The 15,100-nt window shown below is 72.9% G+C and carries 18 protein-coding genes; 11 read left to right on the top strand and 7 right to left on the bottom strand.

Features of this window, described 5'->3' with window-relative positions:
* Window positions 1-19: 19 nt before the first annotated feature.
* Window positions 20-430, bottom strand: a complete 411-nt coding sequence (locus OU416_RS37200; protein WP_270931790.1) for a DUF5997 family protein — start codon at window positions 428-430, stop codon at window positions 20-22.
* 60 nt (window positions 431-490) lie between these two features.
* On the opposite strand from OU416_RS37200, the gene OU416_RS37195 reads away from it, so the two are divergent.
* The gene (locus tag OU416_RS37195; RefSeq protein WP_270931789.1) at window positions 491-1,219 is read left to right on the top strand and encodes a LysR substrate-binding domain-containing protein; all 729 of its coding nucleotides are present in this window, start codon (window positions 491-493) and stop codon (window positions 1,217-1,219) included.
* A gap of 3 nt (window positions 1,220-1,222) precedes the next feature.
* Here OU416_RS37195 and OU416_RS37190 read toward each other — a convergent pair whose 3' ends face one another.
* Window positions 1,223-2,083, bottom strand: coding sequence for an NAD(P)-dependent oxidoreductase (locus tag OU416_RS37190; RefSeq protein ID WP_270931788.1), 861 nt, complete (start codon window positions 2,081-2,083; stop codon window positions 1,223-1,225).
* Between the two features lie 31 nt (window positions 2,084-2,114).
* A complete protein-coding gene (locus OU416_RS37185; RefSeq protein WP_270931787.1) occupies window positions 2,115-2,843 on the bottom strand; it encodes an alpha/beta hydrolase in 729 nt (242 codons plus the stop codon).
* 40 nt (window positions 2,844-2,883) lie between these two features.
* Here OU416_RS37185 and OU416_RS37180 point away from each other — a divergent pair, with 40 nt between their 5' ends.
* Window positions 2,884-3,063, top strand: coding sequence for a hypothetical protein (locus OU416_RS37180; protein ID WP_270931786.1), 180 nt, complete (start codon window positions 2,884-2,886; stop codon window positions 3,061-3,063).
* Window positions 3,064-3,085: 22 nt separating this feature from the next.
* Here the strand turns inward: OU416_RS37180 and OU416_RS37175 are convergent, their stop codons facing one another.
* The 3 genes from OU416_RS37175 to OU416_RS37165 form a co-directional block, all read right to left on the bottom strand.
* Entirely contained in the window at window positions 3,086-4,360 is a 1,275-nt protein-coding gene (locus tag OU416_RS37175; RefSeq protein WP_372907254.1) for an SLC13 family permease, read from the bottom strand.
* A gap of 156 nt (window positions 4,361-4,516) precedes the next feature.
* Complete coding sequence (locus OU416_RS37170) at window positions 4,517-5,506, bottom strand: hypothetical protein (protein WP_270931784.1); 990 nt, start codon at window positions 5,504-5,506, stop codon at window positions 4,517-4,519.
* A gap of 57 nt (window positions 5,507-5,563) precedes the next feature.
* Window positions 5,564-6,334: an HpcH/HpaI aldolase family protein gene (locus tag OU416_RS37165; protein ID WP_270931783.1), complete on the bottom strand. Its 771-nt coding sequence runs from the start codon at window positions 6,332-6,334 to the stop codon at window positions 5,564-5,566.
* 331 nt (window positions 6,335-6,665) lie between these two features.
* Here OU416_RS37165 and pdxA point away from each other — a divergent pair, with 331 nt between their 5' ends.
* The 8 genes from pdxA to OU416_RS37125 all read left to right on the top strand — a co-directional run bounded on the left by pdxA (window position 6,666) and on the right by OU416_RS37125 (window position 12,733).
* Window positions 6,666-7,667 carry a 4-hydroxythreonine-4-phosphate dehydrogenase PdxA gene (pdxA, locus tag OU416_RS37160; protein ID WP_270931782.1) on the top strand — a complete coding sequence of 334 codons (1,002 nt, stop codon included), beginning with the start codon at window positions 6,666-6,668 and terminating at the stop codon, window positions 7,665-7,667.
* An 11-nt stretch (window positions 7,668-7,678) separates the two neighbouring features.
* A complete protein-coding gene (locus tag OU416_RS37155) occupies window positions 7,679-8,473 on the top strand; it encodes a DeoR/GlpR family DNA-binding transcription regulator (RefSeq protein ID WP_270931781.1) in 795 nt (264 codons plus the stop codon).
* A gap of 58 nt (window positions 8,474-8,531) precedes the next feature.
* A complete protein-coding gene (locus OU416_RS37150) occupies window positions 8,532-9,164 on the top strand; it encodes a maleylpyruvate isomerase N-terminal domain-containing protein (protein WP_270931780.1) in 633 nt (210 codons plus the stop codon).
* A gap of 164 nt (window positions 9,165-9,328) precedes the next feature.
* Window positions 9,329-9,826: a DUF1772 domain-containing protein gene (locus OU416_RS37145; protein ID WP_270931779.1), complete on the top strand. Its 498-nt coding sequence runs from the start codon at window positions 9,329-9,331 to the stop codon at window positions 9,824-9,826.
* Window positions 9,823-10,266: a hypothetical protein gene (locus tag OU416_RS37140; RefSeq protein WP_270931778.1), complete on the top strand. Its 444-nt coding sequence runs from the start codon at window positions 9,823-9,825 to the stop codon at window positions 10,264-10,266. The genes OU416_RS37145 and OU416_RS37140 overlap by 4 nt, the downstream gene beginning before the upstream one ends.
* 4 nt (window positions 10,267-10,270) lie before the next feature.
* Entirely contained in the window at window positions 10,271-11,434 is a 1,164-nt protein-coding gene (locus OU416_RS37135) for a sensor histidine kinase (RefSeq protein WP_270931777.1), read from the top strand.
* Entirely contained in the window at window positions 11,431-12,093 is a 663-nt protein-coding gene (locus OU416_RS37130) for a response regulator (protein ID WP_270931776.1), read from the top strand. The genes OU416_RS37135 and OU416_RS37130 overlap by 4 nt, the downstream gene beginning before the upstream one ends.
* A 49-nt stretch (window positions 12,094-12,142) precedes the next feature.
* Complete coding sequence (locus OU416_RS37125; RefSeq protein ID WP_270931775.1) at window positions 12,143-12,733, top strand: DUF1707 SHOCT-like domain-containing protein; 591 nt, start codon at window positions 12,143-12,145, stop codon at window positions 12,731-12,733.
* 17 nt (window positions 12,734-12,750) lie between these two features.
* Here OU416_RS37125 and OU416_RS37120 read toward each other — a convergent pair whose 3' ends face one another.
* Window positions 12,751-14,013: an MFS transporter gene (locus tag OU416_RS37120; RefSeq protein ID WP_270931774.1), complete on the bottom strand. Its 1,263-nt coding sequence runs from the start codon at window positions 14,011-14,013 to the stop codon at window positions 12,751-12,753.
* A gap of 283 nt (window positions 14,014-14,296) precedes the next feature.
* Here OU416_RS37120 and OU416_RS37115 point away from each other — a divergent pair, with 283 nt between their 5' ends.
* Window positions 14,297-15,094 (top strand): siderophore-interacting protein, encoded by a 798-nt coding sequence (locus OU416_RS37115; protein WP_270931773.1) that lies wholly within the window; start codon window positions 14,297-14,299, stop codon window positions 15,092-15,094.
* Window positions 15,095-15,100: the final 6 nt, after the last annotated feature.

The raw sequence follows: 15,100 nt of genomic DNA, 5'->3' as shown, positions 1-15,100 counted from the left end.
GCGCGCGCCCCCCCACGACTCACCTGCGCTGTTCGCGCAGGCGCGCCGCTTCCGCCTTCTGCTCGGCCTTGTCCTTGACCCGGGCGGCTTCCCGCTTGACCTCGGCCTGGGTGGCGCGCTCCTGCTGGAGCCACTCCGGGTCCTGCTCCTTGAGCTCGTTGATCTGCTCGGTGGTGAGCGGATCGGTGATGCCCGCGCGGGTCAGGCCGCCGATGGAGATGCGCAGCCTCGCCGCCACGACCTGACGGGGGTGCGGGCCGTTGCGGCGCAGCTCGCGCAGCCACTCGGGCGGATCGGTCTGCAGCGCGTTGAGCTCGTCGCGCGAGACGACACCCTCCTGGAACTCCGCGGGGGTGGCTCCGAGGTACACGTTCAGCTTCTTCGCCGCGGTTGCGGGCTTCATCGTCTGGGAGGTCGGGCGCGACTTCATGCCTCCAGGGTATCGACCGCATGCGCACCACCTGCGCAGACGCCCGGTAACCTGGGCCGCGTGACTGGATCGGACGAGCAGCCCTCGTTCACGCTCGCCTACGTGGCGGGAGTGACGCCCGGCAAGTGGGCGCGCAAGTGGGCGGAGCGGGTGCCCGAGGTGCCGCTGGAACTGGTCCAGGTGCCCGCGGCCGAGGCCACCGCCGCGGTGCGGGACGGGGCCGCCGACATGGTGCTGCTCCGGTTCCCGGCCGACCGCGAGGGGCTGCACGCGATCCCGCTCTACACCGAGACGACCGTGGTGGTGGTCCCGAAGGACCACGTGGTGGCCGCGGTCGACGAGGTGTCCGGAGCGGACCTGGCCGACGACGTCGTGCTGCACCCCCTCGACGACACCCTCGACTGGGAGCGCCCGCCGGGCCGCCCGGCGATCGAGCGCCCGGCCACCACCGGGGACGCGATCGAGCTGGTGGCGGCCGGGGTGGGACTGCTCGTCGTCCCGCAGTCGCTGGCCCGGCTGCACCACCGCAAGGACCTCACCTACCGCCCGCTCACCGACGCCCCGCAGTCGCGCGTAGCGCTGTCCTGGCCGGAGGAGGAGACCACCGACCTGATGGAGCAGTTCATCGGGATCGTGCGCGGCCGGACGGTCAACAGCACCCGAGGTCGCCCGCCGACGCCCCCGCAGGAGAAGCGCAAGCGCCCGGCCGAGGCCAAGAAGCCGGTCGCCCGCCCGCGCGCGGGGAGCCCGCGGGGCGGCAAGCGCGGGAAGCCGCGCCGCCGCTCGTAGCCGTCAGCGGTCGAAGCTGGCGAAGTAGGCGGCCGCCATGTCCTCGCCGCCGTGCCCCAGCTCGGCGGCGCGGTGGAAGCGCTGCGCCGCGGCCTCGGCGACGTCGAGCCGCACACCGCGCTCCCGGCCCGCCTCGACGATCAGCTCGGCGTCCTTCGCGGCGGTCGTCACGGCGAAGCTCGGCGGGGTCAGCCGGTCCTCGAGGATCGCCCGGCCCTTCGCGTGCAGGTAGCCCATGTCCAGCGCGCCGCCGCTGATGATGTCGAAGAAGCCCTGCGGGTCCACCTCCAGGCCCTTGGCCAGCGCGAGCGCCTCACCGGCGGCGTTGGTGACGGCCAGCACCCAGCTGTTGGCCACGAGCTTGAGCTTCGTGGAGCTCGCCGCGGCACCGTCCTCGCCGGTCCACACCGTGCGGGAGCCGACGGCCTCGAACACCGGAGTCACCGCGTGCCTGCTCTCGCTCGGCCCGGCGGCCAGGACGACGAGCGCGCCCTCCTCGGCGGGCTGGCGGGTGCCGAGGACGGGAGCGTCGAAGAAGACGAGCTGCTGCTCTCGGGCCAGCTCGGCCAGCTCGGCGATGGCCCCGATGCCGACGGTGGTCGACTGCACCCACGCGGTGCCGGGGGCGGTCCCGGCTTCCCGCATGACGTCGAGCACCGCCGCGCCGTCGTGCAGCATCGTGACGACGACGTCGGCGCCTTCGACGGCCTCGGCCGGGGTGCCCGCGATGTGCACGCCGTCGGCGGCCAGCGGTTCGGCCTTCGCCCGCGTGCGGTTCCAGGCGCGCACGGTGTGACCGGCGCGAGCGAGGTTGCGGGCCATCGCCGAACCCATGATTCCGGTGCCGAGCACGCTCGTGATCATGTGGATCTCCTCGGTTTCGCGGTGCAGCAGATCAGGGGTGGGAGTCGACGCGGGCGAGGCCGTCGAGCGTCGCGGCGACGATCCGCCGCTGGGCCTCGGCTCGACTGGTGGTGGGCTGCCCGTCGCCGGACTGCGGGCCGTAGTCGCCGAAGTGCGCGTGGACGGCGCCGGGGACGGCGACGAACTCGGTGTCCGGTGGCAGCGGCGCCCGCAGGACGGCGGCAGGGGCGGACAGCCCGTCGCGGGTGCCGTAGATCGAGGTGACGTCGAGGTCGCGGACCTCGATGTCGGGGTAGGACGCCCACAGCAGCAGGCCCCGGACCTGATCGGGATGGGCGGCGGCCAGCCGCGCCGCGGCGGGACCGCCGAGCGAATGCCCACCGGCCACCCAGCGCTGAGCGCGGCCGAAGGCCTGCTCGCCCTGGCCGGATTGCAGGATCGCCATGCCCAGCGGCGGCTTGAGCACGACCACGGGGTACCCGGCCTCGGCCACCGGGCGCAGCAGCGGCAGGTAGGCGCGGGAATCGACGCGGGCTCCCGGGTAGAACACCAGCCCGGTGCCGCGGTGCGGCCCGGTGGGGATGAGCTCGATCTCGGTGGCGCGGTCCACCACGGTGACCGCCGCGTCACCGCGCATCTGCTCCTGGGCGGTGGGCGTGGCGGCCAGCGGGCGGGTGTAGAGCAGGACCGCGCACACGACGGCCGCGGCGAGCACGGCCAGTGAACGCGTGATCCAGCGGCGGGGCGGTGCGGAGGGCATGGGCGGGAGATCTCGTCCGGTGGTGCGTAGGGTCTGCGGCGTGGTGTCGCGTCGTTGGTTCCGGGTCGTGCTGTCGGCGATCGTCCTGGTCGTGGTGGCCGGGATCGGAGCCGGTGCGTGGGAACCGGTCGCCGCGATGCACCCGGCCTACGCGACGGTTCTCGTCGTGGCCGGTGCGGCGGCGCTGGTCGGCGTGATCACCGGCCTGCGGCAGCGGTGATCCCATGCTACGCCGCTGATCGTCACCCCAGCCCCGGCAGCACGAGCAGCAGCCACAGCGCGGCCGGGACGACGGCGACGACGACCGCGCCGTAGATCAGGAGCTGCCGGAAGAACGCGTCGCGGTCGACGCCCTTGGCGTTGGCGAGCACGATCGCGCCGTTGGTGGAGAACGGGCTGACGTCGACCACGGTGGCGGCGATCGCCAGCGCGGTGATCATGCCGATGGCGCCGATGCTGCCCGTCTGCAGGAACGGGACGGCCAGCGGGATGAGAGCGCCCATGAGGCCCACCGACGAGGCGAAGGCCGAGACGATCGCGCCGATGTAGCAGAGCAGGAGCGCGGCGAGCAGCGGGACGCCGATGCCCGCCACGGAGTTGCCCACGTAGTCGATCGTGCCCATCTGCTCCAGCACGCCGACGTAGGTGAGCACCCCGCAGATCAGCAGCACGGTAGGCCACGCGACCTCGCCGGGCGCCTGCTTGCACATCTCGGGGGAGAGCACGCTCAGGACGACGGCGATGGTCATCGCCACGAGTCCCACGTCCAGGCCGAACCCGAGCGTGGTGACCACCAGGACGACCAGGCCGGTCAGCGTGAGCACCCGGTCGCGGTTCAGGCGCGGCTCCTCGACGGGTTGCGCATCCGCGCCGGTTCCCGCGCCGACGGTGACCGGCTGCTTCTGCGCGGCGCGCAGGCGCAATCCGCCGAACACCGCGAACACGACGGCGGCGATCGCGACGTTGACCACGAGGCTGCCCAGGAACAGCACGACCGGATCACCCGGCAGTCCGCTGCGCTCCACCACGCCGTTGACGATGGTGCCGTAGATGCTGATCGGGGAGAAGCTGCCCGCCTGCGTGCCGTGCACCACCATCGCGCCCATGAGCAGCGGGTTGATCCGGTACTGCGCTGCGAGGTTCAGCGCGATCGGGGCGACGATGGCGGCCGCCGCCGGGCTGACGGCCCCGATGGCGGTCAGCACCGCGCCGATGCCGAACATCACCCACGGGATCAGCGCGATCCGCCCGCCGACCAGCCGCACGGCCTGCCGCACCAGCCAGTCCGTGGTGCCGTTGGCCCGCGCGATGGCGAACAGGAACGTGACGCCGACCAGGACGACGAACAGGTCGCCGGGGAACCCGGCGAAGATGTCGTCCTCGGACATCCCGCCGACCAGGGTGCCGACCAGGAAGGCCGCGGCGAAGGCCAGCAGGCCCATGCTGACCGACAGCGTCGTGGTGATGACGAACGCGGCGACCAGCACCAGGATCGAGATCAACTCGGGCGGCACCATTGCCTCCTTGCCGAGCGGGGCGCCGGCACCTCCGGTGTGGTGCGTGGCACAGTGGCTGATTGGCCAGGCCACTTTCAGCGATCGGCTCCCCGAAGTCAAGACCCGAATGGCCAACTGGCTCAGCCACTCACGGCCGGTTCGCGGGGCGCGGAAGGCTCAGCCGGGTCCCGGTGCCCAGGTGGTGAGCTCGCCAGGTTCGCCGTGCCAGGCGGTGGCGGGGCCGACGGTGAGGGCGTCGGTGAGCCAGAACGTCTGGTCCGGGTCCCATCCCGCGAGCATCGTGCGGGCGCCGGCGGCCGGTAGAGCGCGGCCCGCCGTGGTCAGGTAGCCGGCGACGGTCAGGTGCACGGCGTCGTGGTCGGCGGCGACCAGCGTCCAGTCGGGGATCACCCAGGGCCCTTCCCAGCCGCTGACCTTCCACCAGTCGTGGCGCCGCGAGCGGCTGACCTCGAGCGGATACCGCTCGGCCAGTTCGCTCCAGGCCGCTGGGCCGGTGATCTCGTAGACGCCGGGCGTGCGCACCGGTCGTACGGACCGGCACCACGCCCGCTGCTGGCTGAAGCCGTCCTCCTCCAGGCAGAGCCCCAGCGGTCCCATTCCCGGCAGGGCGCGGGTCGTGTGGACCGGTCGCCGGCCCGGCGTGGACCACCAGATTCCCGTGAACGGCGCCGCCGGATCCGCCGGGCGCTCGTCGGCGGAGCGTTCGTCCTCGACGGTGGACGCCCGCCATTCGGCCAGATCCTCCGGCGTCCGCGCTGGTCGCGGCGGCTCGGTGTGCGGGAACTCGGCGTGGAACTGCCGGTCGAGGTCGAGCGGGTCGAGCCACCACCGGGCGCCCGGCGCCGCTGCGATGGCGCGGGCGATCGGGAGCAACGCCCGCGCGGTGTTCTGCGCGGCCAACGCCCGATCCACCTCGTCGGGTTCCTGCCAGTACATGGCGCTGTCCACCGATCGCCCGAGCGGTTCCAAGAACGCCGATTCCTCCCAGCCCGCCAGGAAATCCCAGTCGTCCGGGACCGCGAGGGAGCCCAGGAACCGCATGACCTCACGGCAGGCGATCGTCGGCAGCTGCCGCTGTCCGGCGAGGACGTTGAAGCACAACCGCCGGCCTCGCGGCCCGGAGATCAAGTCCTCGGCGAATCCCATGCGCCGGACCATACCCGCGATCTCGTCGTGGGACGGCCGCATCGCGACATCGGCCGGTCAGGCCTGCTCGCCGCGGGCGGCCGACAGGTGCGCCTTCGCCGCCTGCTCCAGGTGCACGAGGTCGCAGGACACGGTGGCGTAGGTGTAGCCCTGCGCGAGGCGGTGCGCGGCGACTTCGCCGCTCGGGGTGTGGATGCCCGCGGCGATCCCGGCGTTCGCGGCGGCCTCGGCGATCTTCACCAGCGCCGCCTCGAAGGCGTCGTCCGCGGCGGGGTCGGACGCGGTCGCGCCGCCCACGGCCAGCCGCAGGTCGGCGGGGCCGACGTAGATGCCGTCGAGGCCGGGGGTCGCGCAGATCTCGGTGACGTTCGCCAGTCCCTCCGGGGTCTCGATCATCGCCAGCACCAGCACGGATTCGTTCGCCTCGGCGGGAGCGGGCCCCACCCGCAGCTCGCTGCGCATCGGGCCGTAGGAGCGGCGGCCCGCCGGCGGGTAGCGGGTGGCGCGCACCGCCGCTGCGGCGTCCTCGGCGGTGTCGACCAGCGGCACGATGATGCCGGTCGCGCCCGCGTCGAGCACCCGGCCGATGGCGAACGGGTCGTTCTGCTCGACGCGCACCACGGCGGCCGACGTGCCGCCCGCGTCGATGGCGAGCATGGCGTTGCGGATGCCGGTGTAGCCGAGCGTGCCGTGCTGGGCGTCGACCACCACGTAGTCGTAGCCGAGGCGGGCCAGGCGCTCGGTGGCGATCGGGTCGTCGAGCACGACCCAGTAGCCGATGGCCTGCTGACGGTCGCGGACGAGGCGGGCGAACTCGAGCGCGTTCACGGGCTGTCCTCCTGGTCTCCGTGGCTGGTCGGCGCCCCTGGGGCGCGGTTCCAGCGGACGTCGCGGCCGCGCCCGGGAGCTCGCGCGCGCCGGTGCCTGGTGGTTCGAAACGCTGACACAGTTGCGCGTAATGCGCAATATGGATAGCGTGAATTGCGCAGAATGAGCTGCGGGGAGGCGCGCAGAGGAGTGCCGGGTTCCGGTGGGATTTCCACAGGTTCCTGGTGCACCGGTGCTGCGGGGGAGCCGCCGAGCCGGGGATGTTCACGATCTTGAATGCGCGTTTCGCGCAAAAACGGGAAATCGGCCGACCCGACCTCCAGGAGGCGCAGTGAGTTCCTCGCCCGTCATAGCCGTCACCATGGGAGATGCGGCAGGCGTCGGCCCCGAAGTCGTGGTCGGCGCGCTCGCCGACGCCGCCGTGCACGAGCTGTGCCGTCCGCTGGTCATCGGCGACGCCCGCCGGCTGCGGGAAGCGGCCCGGCTGCGCGGTGCCGCGGTCGAGGTCGTCGCGGTCGGCTCCGCGGCCGAGGCGCGCTTCGGGCCCGGCCGCATCGATGTCATCGATCTCGGCCTGCTGCCGGAAGATCTGCCGTGGGGCGAGCTGAGCGCCGCGGCCGGTGAAGCGGCCTACCAGTACGTGCGCGTCGCCGCGGAACTCGCGATCGCCGGTGAGGTGCGGGCGATCTGCACCGCCCCGCTCAACAAGGAGGCGCTGCACGCCGCCGGGCACCTCTTCCCGGGGCACACCGAGCTGCTCGCCGCGCTGACCGGCACCGAGGAGGTGTCGATGATGCTGTCCACGCCGAAGCTCAAGGTCATCCACGTGACCACGCACATCGGGCTGCTCGACGCCATCGCCCGGATCGAGCCCGGGCTGGTGGCGCGCACGGTCCGCCGCGGGCACGAAGCGATCCGCGCCGCGGGCGTCGACGCGCCGGTCATCGGGGTGTGCGGGATCAACCCGCACGCGGGGGAGAACGGCCTGTTCGGCGCGGGCGAGGAGGAGGAGAAGATCGTGCCCGCGCTGGAGCTGCTGCGCGCCGAGGGCATCGACGCGCGCGGCCCGCTGCCCGCCGACACCGCGTTCTTCCTCGCCGGCCGCGGCGACTACGACCTGATCGTCGCGATGTACCACGACCAGGGCCACGCGCCGGTCAAGGTGCTGGGCATCGAGGCGGGCGTCAACATCACCGTGGGGCTGCCGGTGATCCGCACGTCGGTGGACCACGGCACCGCGTTCGACATCGCCGGAACCGGCGCGGCCGAGGCCGGTAGCATGATCGAGGCGCTGCGCCAGGCCGCGGACCTGGCGCCGGTCTCCGTCAGCTGAAGGGACAGCGAGTGCCCCGCGATTCCAAGCTCCGCCGGGAGGCCATCGTCCAGCTGGCCACCACCACCGGGCTGACCGGTGTGGACGAGCTGTCCGCCCACTTCGGCGTCACCGCCTCGACCATCCGGCGCGACCTCGCCCAGCTGGAGCGGGCGGGCGCGCTGGCCCGCACCTACGGCGGTGCGATGGCGATCGTGGCGCACCCCGAGGCGAGCCTGCGCCAGCGCGTCGGCGAGGCGTTCGAGGCGAAGCGGGCCATCGCCCGCTGGGCGGCCCGGCAGCTCGGCGTGGGCGAAACGGTGCTGCTCGACGCGGGTTCGACCACCGGTGCGCTGGCCCACGAACTGCGCGGCGGCCCGGCGCTGACCGTGGTGACCACCGGCATGACGGCCCTGCAGGAGCTGTCCGCGGCCGAGGAGGTCACCGTGGAGTGTCTCGGCGGCGTGCTGCGCCCGAAGAGCCAGGGCTTCATCGGCCCGCTGGCCGAAGCGGCCCTGGAGCGCCGCACCTTCGACCGGGTCTTCCTGGGCGCGGACGGCGTCACGGCCGAGGACGGCATCTGCGAGGCCGACATCCGCCAGACCCGCCTCAAGGAGCTGATGGCGCGCCGCGGCGACCACGTGTACGTCCTGGTGCACGCGGCCAAGATCGGCCGCAGGCCCTTCCACGCCTGGGCCCCGCTCCCTCCGAAGTGGACGTTGGTGACGGACGCGGCAGCGGACGAATCGGACCTGAAGCCCTTCCGGGACAAGGGGATCCGCGTCGTCCTCGCCGACGAGCACGGCAACGACGTGTCGGCGGACTAGGGTGAGAACCGGCGCGCGGTGCGCCGTGCTTGATCGGGTGTGGCTGGAAGGAATCACGATGACCACCATGAGCCGGGCTTACCTGCAGGCGGCGCAAGCGGCGGTGAACCTGCTCCGGGATCCCGCGGTCGCCGCGGTGTGGGACCGGCCCAGCGCGCTGCCGGAGTTCAGCGTCCGCGGGCTGGCCGGGCACCTGGGCTCCCAGGTCCTGCACGTCTCCGGGCTGCTGGCCAAGGAACCGACCGCTGAGCGGCCGTTCTCCCTCACCGAGTTCTACGCCGCTGCTGATGCCTTCCACACCGGCCTCGATTCCGACGTCAACGTCCGGATCCGCGACATGGGCGAGGAATTGGCCGCCCGCGGGATCGAGGTGCTGGCCGCCGAGGTCGCCTCGGCCGTCGAGGAGCAGCGCACCGCGCTGTCCGCCGAAGCGGCCGACCGGGTGGTGTCGTTCGGCGGCCGACCGGTGCGCCTGGCGGACTTCCTGCTGACGCGGATGATGGAGATCGCGGTGCACTCCGACGACCTCGCGCACAGCGCGGGAATCGAGACGCCGGAACTCCCGGAGGAAGTCGTCGAACCGGTGCTCGCGCTGCTGGCCAAGCTCGCGGTCGTCCGCCACGGCCAGACCGCGGTGCTGCGCGCGCTGAGCCGAGCCGAACGAGCACCCAGCACCATCGCAGCGGTCTGAGCCGTTGTCGACTCCTGACGTACGCCCCGGCTGCGGGCGTACGTCGGAAGTCCTGGTCGGTGCGCGTCGCTGCGCGGACGATTTCGGCGGCTCCGCTCCGTAGCGTTCCGGGAGTCAGGAAGTCAACGTCCGGGGCTCGTCCCGGAACCTCTCCCGGAGTTCGGATGAACAACAGCAGAGCCGGATTCATCGTCTCGACGGCCTACCTCTGGATCGCGGTGGTCGCGTTCGGCGGGATCCTCGCCGAGACGATCATCATCTACCCCAACGTGTTCCACGACGTCCCGGCGTCGCTGGGCACGTCGGTGGAGTTCATGGTCGCGGCCGGGCCTGCCGACTTCTTCCCGCCGCTGGGCGCGCTGACCGTGGTCGCCGCGGTGGTCTCGCTGGTCGTGCTGCGGCCCGCGCGGAAGTGGGTGGCGGCCAGCCTGCTCTCCCTGCTGCTCGGCGAATTCCTGTTCTCCGCGCTGTTCTTCTGGCCGCGCAACGACGTGATGTTCGAGGAGGGCGCAGCGGTGCACTCCGCGGCGGTCCTCCGGCAGACGGCGTGGGAGTTCGAGACCGGCCACTGGGTGCGGTTGGCGATGAGCCTGCTCACCGCGGTGCTCGCGTTCGCGGCCTTCGTCCGCTACCAGGAACGGCGCCGCGGAGCGCTCCGGTGAACGGGACGAAGCTCTCCGCGCTCGGCATCATCGGGCTGGCCGCGCTGGGCGTTCCGCGCGTGATCGCGCACGACCTGCGCCTGGTGGGGCCGGTGGTCAACGCCCTGCTGGTGTTCGTGCCGATCGCTGTGTGGTTGCTGTACGTGCTGTGGCGGCGGGTGCCCAACCCGTTCCGCACCCTGCTCGGCATCGGGATCGCCTACGGGCTCATGCTGGCCGTGGCGCACCAGCTGCTGTGGGAGCACGCCTACGCCGGGAACCCGCCGAGCCTCGGCGGTAACCTCGCCGGAGTCCTGCCCGGAACCGCCGAAGCCGTGCTGATGCGCGGTTTCGCGTTCGTCGGCAGCATCGCGACCGGCACGGCGGTGGGTGCGGCCCTGGGAGCAGTCGGCTGGGGACTCGCGCGCCTGATCCCCGGTCACTCGCCCGAGAAGAGGTGACGCCATGACGGCGGCCGGAGAGCGGTCACCGCGGGTTCTGGATCTGTTGCTCGGTACCGCAGTGCTCGTCGTCGTCGGCACCGCCATCGCCGCCAACGTCGGCGCCGGGACCGAGCAGCCGGGCCCGGCCGCCTACGCCTTCGCGATCGGGCTCGCGGCGGTCGTGCTCGTCCGCCGCCGCTGGCCGGTCGCGACGCTGCTCGTCACGGCGGCGGTCCTGGTCGCCTACTACATGAGCGGCTACCCGCCGATCGGGCTGGCCGTGCCGCTGGCCGCCGCGCTGTACTCGGCCGCCGAGCAGGGCAGGCTCCGCGCCGCGGTGGCGATCGGGGGATCGCTGCTGCTGCTCTCCACGCTGGTGCGCATCCGCCAGGGCGACGACCTGGCGTACCTGCTCGGCTTCGAGTTCGCGACGACGGCGTGCCTGATGGCCGCCGTCGTCGCGCTCGGCGACAGCGTCCGCTCCCGGCGCGGCTGGCGGGCCGAACTGGCCAAGCAGGCCCGCATCGCCGAGCTGGAGCGCGAGCGCGAAGCGGGGCGCCGGGTCGAGCAGGAACGCCTGCGCATCGCCCGCGATCTGCACGACCTGCTCGCCCACACCATCTCGGTGATCTCGCTGCACACCGACGTGGCGCGGGAGGCGCTCCGCGACGATCCGGCCGCCGCCGAGAAGTCGCTGGTCGCCGTCCGGACCGCGTGCAGCGGTGTCGTGCGCGAACTCCGCGCGACGTTGCAGGCGTTGCGAACCCGGGAACCGGCCGACGCCCCGCCCGCAGGGCTGGCGCAGCTGCGCTCGCTGACCGACGCGGCAGCCGAGACCGGGCTGGCGGTGGAGGTCACGACCACCGGTGAGCCCCGGGCGCTCCCGGCGATCGTCGGCACCACTGCCTACCGCGTGATCCAGGAGGCGCTGAGCAACGTCCTGCGCCACGCCGACGCGTCCTCGGTGACCGTGGCGTTGGCGCACGGCACGGACGTGCTCGAAGTCCGCGTCGAGGACGACGGCCGCGGCGCCACCCCGGAATCGCTCGCCGGTGGAACTGCCGGTTGGGGCATCATCGGCATGCGCGAGCGGCTCGCGCTGCTCGGCGGCCGGTTGGACGTGGCACCGCGCTCCTCGCGCGGAACAGCGGTCGTCGCCACCATTCCACTGGAGGAAACCGGATGATCCGAGTGGTGCTCGTCGACGACCAGTACCTCGTCCGCGAAGGTCTCCGGGGTCTGCTGGAGCGCGCCGAGGACATCACCGTGGTCGGCGAAGCCGCCGACGGGAACGCCGGATTCGCCGTCGTGCACCGCGAGCGCCCGGACGTGGTGCTGATGGACATCCGGATGCCCGGCGGCGACGGACTGGCGGCCACCCGCCGGATCCTCGCCGATCCCGACCTGGCGGAGGTCCAGGTCGTCCTGCTGACCACCTTCGACACCGATGAGCACGTGTTCGACGCGGTCCGCGCGGGAGCGGCCGGTTTCCTGCTCAAGGACACCGGTCCCGACGACCTGCGCAACGCGGTCCGCGTGGTCGCGCGCGGTGATGCGCTGCTCTCGCCGTCCGTCACGCGGCGCGTGATGCGGGCAGCGGCGCTGGGCGAGCCCGCCCGCCGCGGCGAACTGCTCGACGGGTTGACCGAGCGGGAGCGCGAGATCCTCGCCAAGGTCGGTGCGGGGCTGGCCAACGCCGAGATCGCCGAGCAGCTGTTCATCAGCCCGGCGACCGCGCGAACCCACGTCAGCAGGCTGCTCGCCAAGCTCGGCGCCCGCGACCGCGCGCAACTGGTCGTGCTCGCCTACGAAACCGGCCTGGTCACGCCGGGCGGTGAGGTCTGAGGGCGGGAAACCGTCGATCGCCGGACTCCGGATTGGATAGGATCCGCGCATGACGTCCGATCTGCCCGAGTCCGCCCACCGGGAAATGCGCGCCTCCAACGCCGACCGCGATGCGGTCGTGCAGCGCCTCCAGGAAGCCGCGGGCGAAGGGCGCATCGACCTCACCGAGCTGACCGAGCGGGTGGACCGGGCGCTGGCCGCCAAGACCTACGCGGACCTGGAACCGCTCACCGCCGACCTGCCCTCCGGGCGCACCGCGGATCCGGGCAAACCGCTGTTCCTCAAGGGCGGCCTGCACGGCGCGTCGCGGACCGGCCGCTGGCAGGTGCCCGCGCAGATCACCGCGCACGGCGGGATGGGCGGCGTGAAGCTCGACTTCACCCAGGCCGACTGCCGGTTGCCGCTGATCGAGCTCGAAGCGCACGGCCAGATGGCCGGGGTCACCATCGTCATCCCCGAGGGCTGGTCGGCCGAGACCGACGAGGTGGAGCCGGGCCTGGGCGGCCTCAAGGACAAGACCACGCCCGACCGCCAACCGGGAGCGCCCCTGGTCCGCCTCAGCGGCTCGGGCGGAGCGGCAGGTGTGGTGATCCGCCACCCCAACGGCTGGGAACGCCGCAAGCTCCGCCGCGGGCGCTGACCGTCCACATCGGACAATTATCGCATCGTCGACCACTCGAGGTCGGCGGCGTGCAGGTCGTGCGGGCGGCGGGCCGCGAGGGATGCGAAGAGGAACTGGACGAGGCTGAAGAACAGCAGCGCCGTGAGCGCCCAGTCGGCGGTCGTCGAGACGTCGGTGAGGGCGCCGATCAGCGCCGGGCCGAGGGCTGCGAGCAGGTAGCCGTAGCCCTGGGTCATCGCCGACAGCCGGGTCGTCTCGCCGCTGCCGGTGGTGTTCGCGGGGATCGCCGCCATGGCCGGGGCCAGCGCCGACATGCCCACGCCCAGCAGGCCCGCCCACAGCACCGGCTCGGAGTTCGGCGCGATCAGCAGCCCCAGCAGGCCGATGCCGCCGCTGGCGGTGGTCAGCACCATCCAGGCGCCGATGTACCGGGCGTTGCGGTAGCAGGAAGCGGTGATGACCGCTGAGGAGACGATGCTGACCACCAGCGTGCCCGCGCTGAGCGCGGCGGCGTGACCCGGGCCGATTCCGGTGGTCCGGAGCAGGACCGGCTGCCAGGACAGCAGGGACAGGGCTTGCAGCGACTGCAGGCCCATGAACATCGTCAGGTACCAGGCCCGGGCGCTGCGCAGCAGGGAGCGGCCGCGCGGGGCCTGCGGGGCCGCGGTGCGCGCTCGGGAGGTCTGCGAGAGCGGCGACCACAGCAGGAGCGCGGCCACCACCGGCAGGATCCAGAAGCCCAGCCCGGTGCGCCAGCCGCCGATCTCGGTCAGCCACGGCGTGGTCGCGGTCGCGGTGGCGGCTCCGGCGCCGATCACGCTGGCCGACAAGGTGGTGAGCGCTGCGGCGTGCGGGCCGCCGACCTGCTGGCAGACGGCGGGCAGCAGGACCTGCAGGCCGCCGATCGCGCAGCAGGCCAGGACGGTGCCCGCGAGCAGCTGCCACTGGCCGTGGGCGATGCGGACCGCCTGGCCGGCCAGCAGGACGCCGAGGAACATCACGACGCTGCTCAGCGTGCCCATGCGGCGGCGGAGGAACGGCACCAGGAACGTCGTCGCGGCGATGCAGAGGCAGGGCAGCGCGGTGAGCACCGCCACCGCCACCGTGCCCAGCCCCAGCGCGGCGCGGAGCTCGGGCAGCGCCGCGCCGACCGCCGTCACCGCGGTCCGGGCGTTGAACGCGGCCACCACGATCGCCGCGATCGCCAGCAGCCGCCAGCGCAGCGACGGTGCCCGGGGCGGCACCGCGCGGTCGATCGGCAGCGTCTGCTCGGTGGCGGTCGCGACGGGAGTGGACATGCGCTTTTCCCATGCCTGGCTGGCGGATTTCGGCCTCGGCGCGAGATGTTCGCTGCGCCGGGTGCGACGGCGGAGCTGATCAGCTCCGGCTCAAGATGATCATAGGGGTGCCGGTGGCAGCGCGATCTCCGGCCCGACGATCCACTGTGGAGGCGTTGTGCTACCGGAGCCGGTGCGTCCGGCCGGTGGTGATCGGCACCCCGTGCTGGCCACCGGGGCGCCGAACAAGTTAGCCTTGCCTAACGAAGTGGTGGATCCCTGCACCGGCGAGCTGAGGAGTCCGATGACGACTTACCTGACCGTGACCAGCGCGGAGCTGGTGACGCCCTGCCTGCGGCGGGTGTGGTTCCGCAGCGACGACCTGTCGGCGTTCGCCGGCAGCGACCGCACAGACAGGTACGTCAAGCTGATCTTCCCCAAGCCGGGCGTGACCTACCCGGACCCGATCGATCCCAGGGCGCTGCGCGGCGTGCTGCCCGACGAGCAGCTGCCGGACGTGCGCACCTTCACCGCGCTGTTCCCGGACGTGGCCGACGGCACGATGGCGATCGACTTCGTGCTGCACGGCGACGAGGGCGTCGCGGGGCGCTGGGCGGCGAAGGCCGCGCCGGGGGACCGGCTGATGGTCAACGGCCCCGGCGGCGCCTACCGGCCGGACCGGGCGGCCGACTGGCACCTGCTGGTGGGCGACGAGACCGCGCTCCCGGCGATCACCGCGGCGCTGGCCGACCTGGAACCGGACGCCGTGGTCAGGGCCATCGTGCTGGTCGACTCCGCGGCGCACGAGCCGAAGCTCGACATCCCGGCGCGCGGCGAGGTGACCTTCCTGCACCGCGAAGAGCTCGGCGCGGACGGTTCGCTCGAAGCGGCGGTGCGAGCGCTGGACTGGCTGCCGGGCCGCGTGCACGCCTTCGTGCACGGCGAGGCGAACGAGGTGATGCGCCGCATCCGCCCGTACCTGTTCCGCGAGCGCGGCCTGGCCCGCGACCAGGTGTCGATCTCGGGCTACTGGCGCCGCGGCAACACCGAAGAGGGCTTCCGCGCCTGGAAGGCCGAACTCGCCCGAGCCGAAGGCCGCTGACCGGCG

It is taken from the genome of Saccharopolyspora indica (genome assembly GCF_027853965.1).
In the GTDB taxonomy this organism is placed as follows: Bacteria; Actinomycetota; Actinomycetes; order Mycobacteriales; family Pseudonocardiaceae; genus Saccharopolyspora; species Saccharopolyspora indica.
This window is presented reverse-complemented; position numbering and strand designations above follow the sequence as displayed.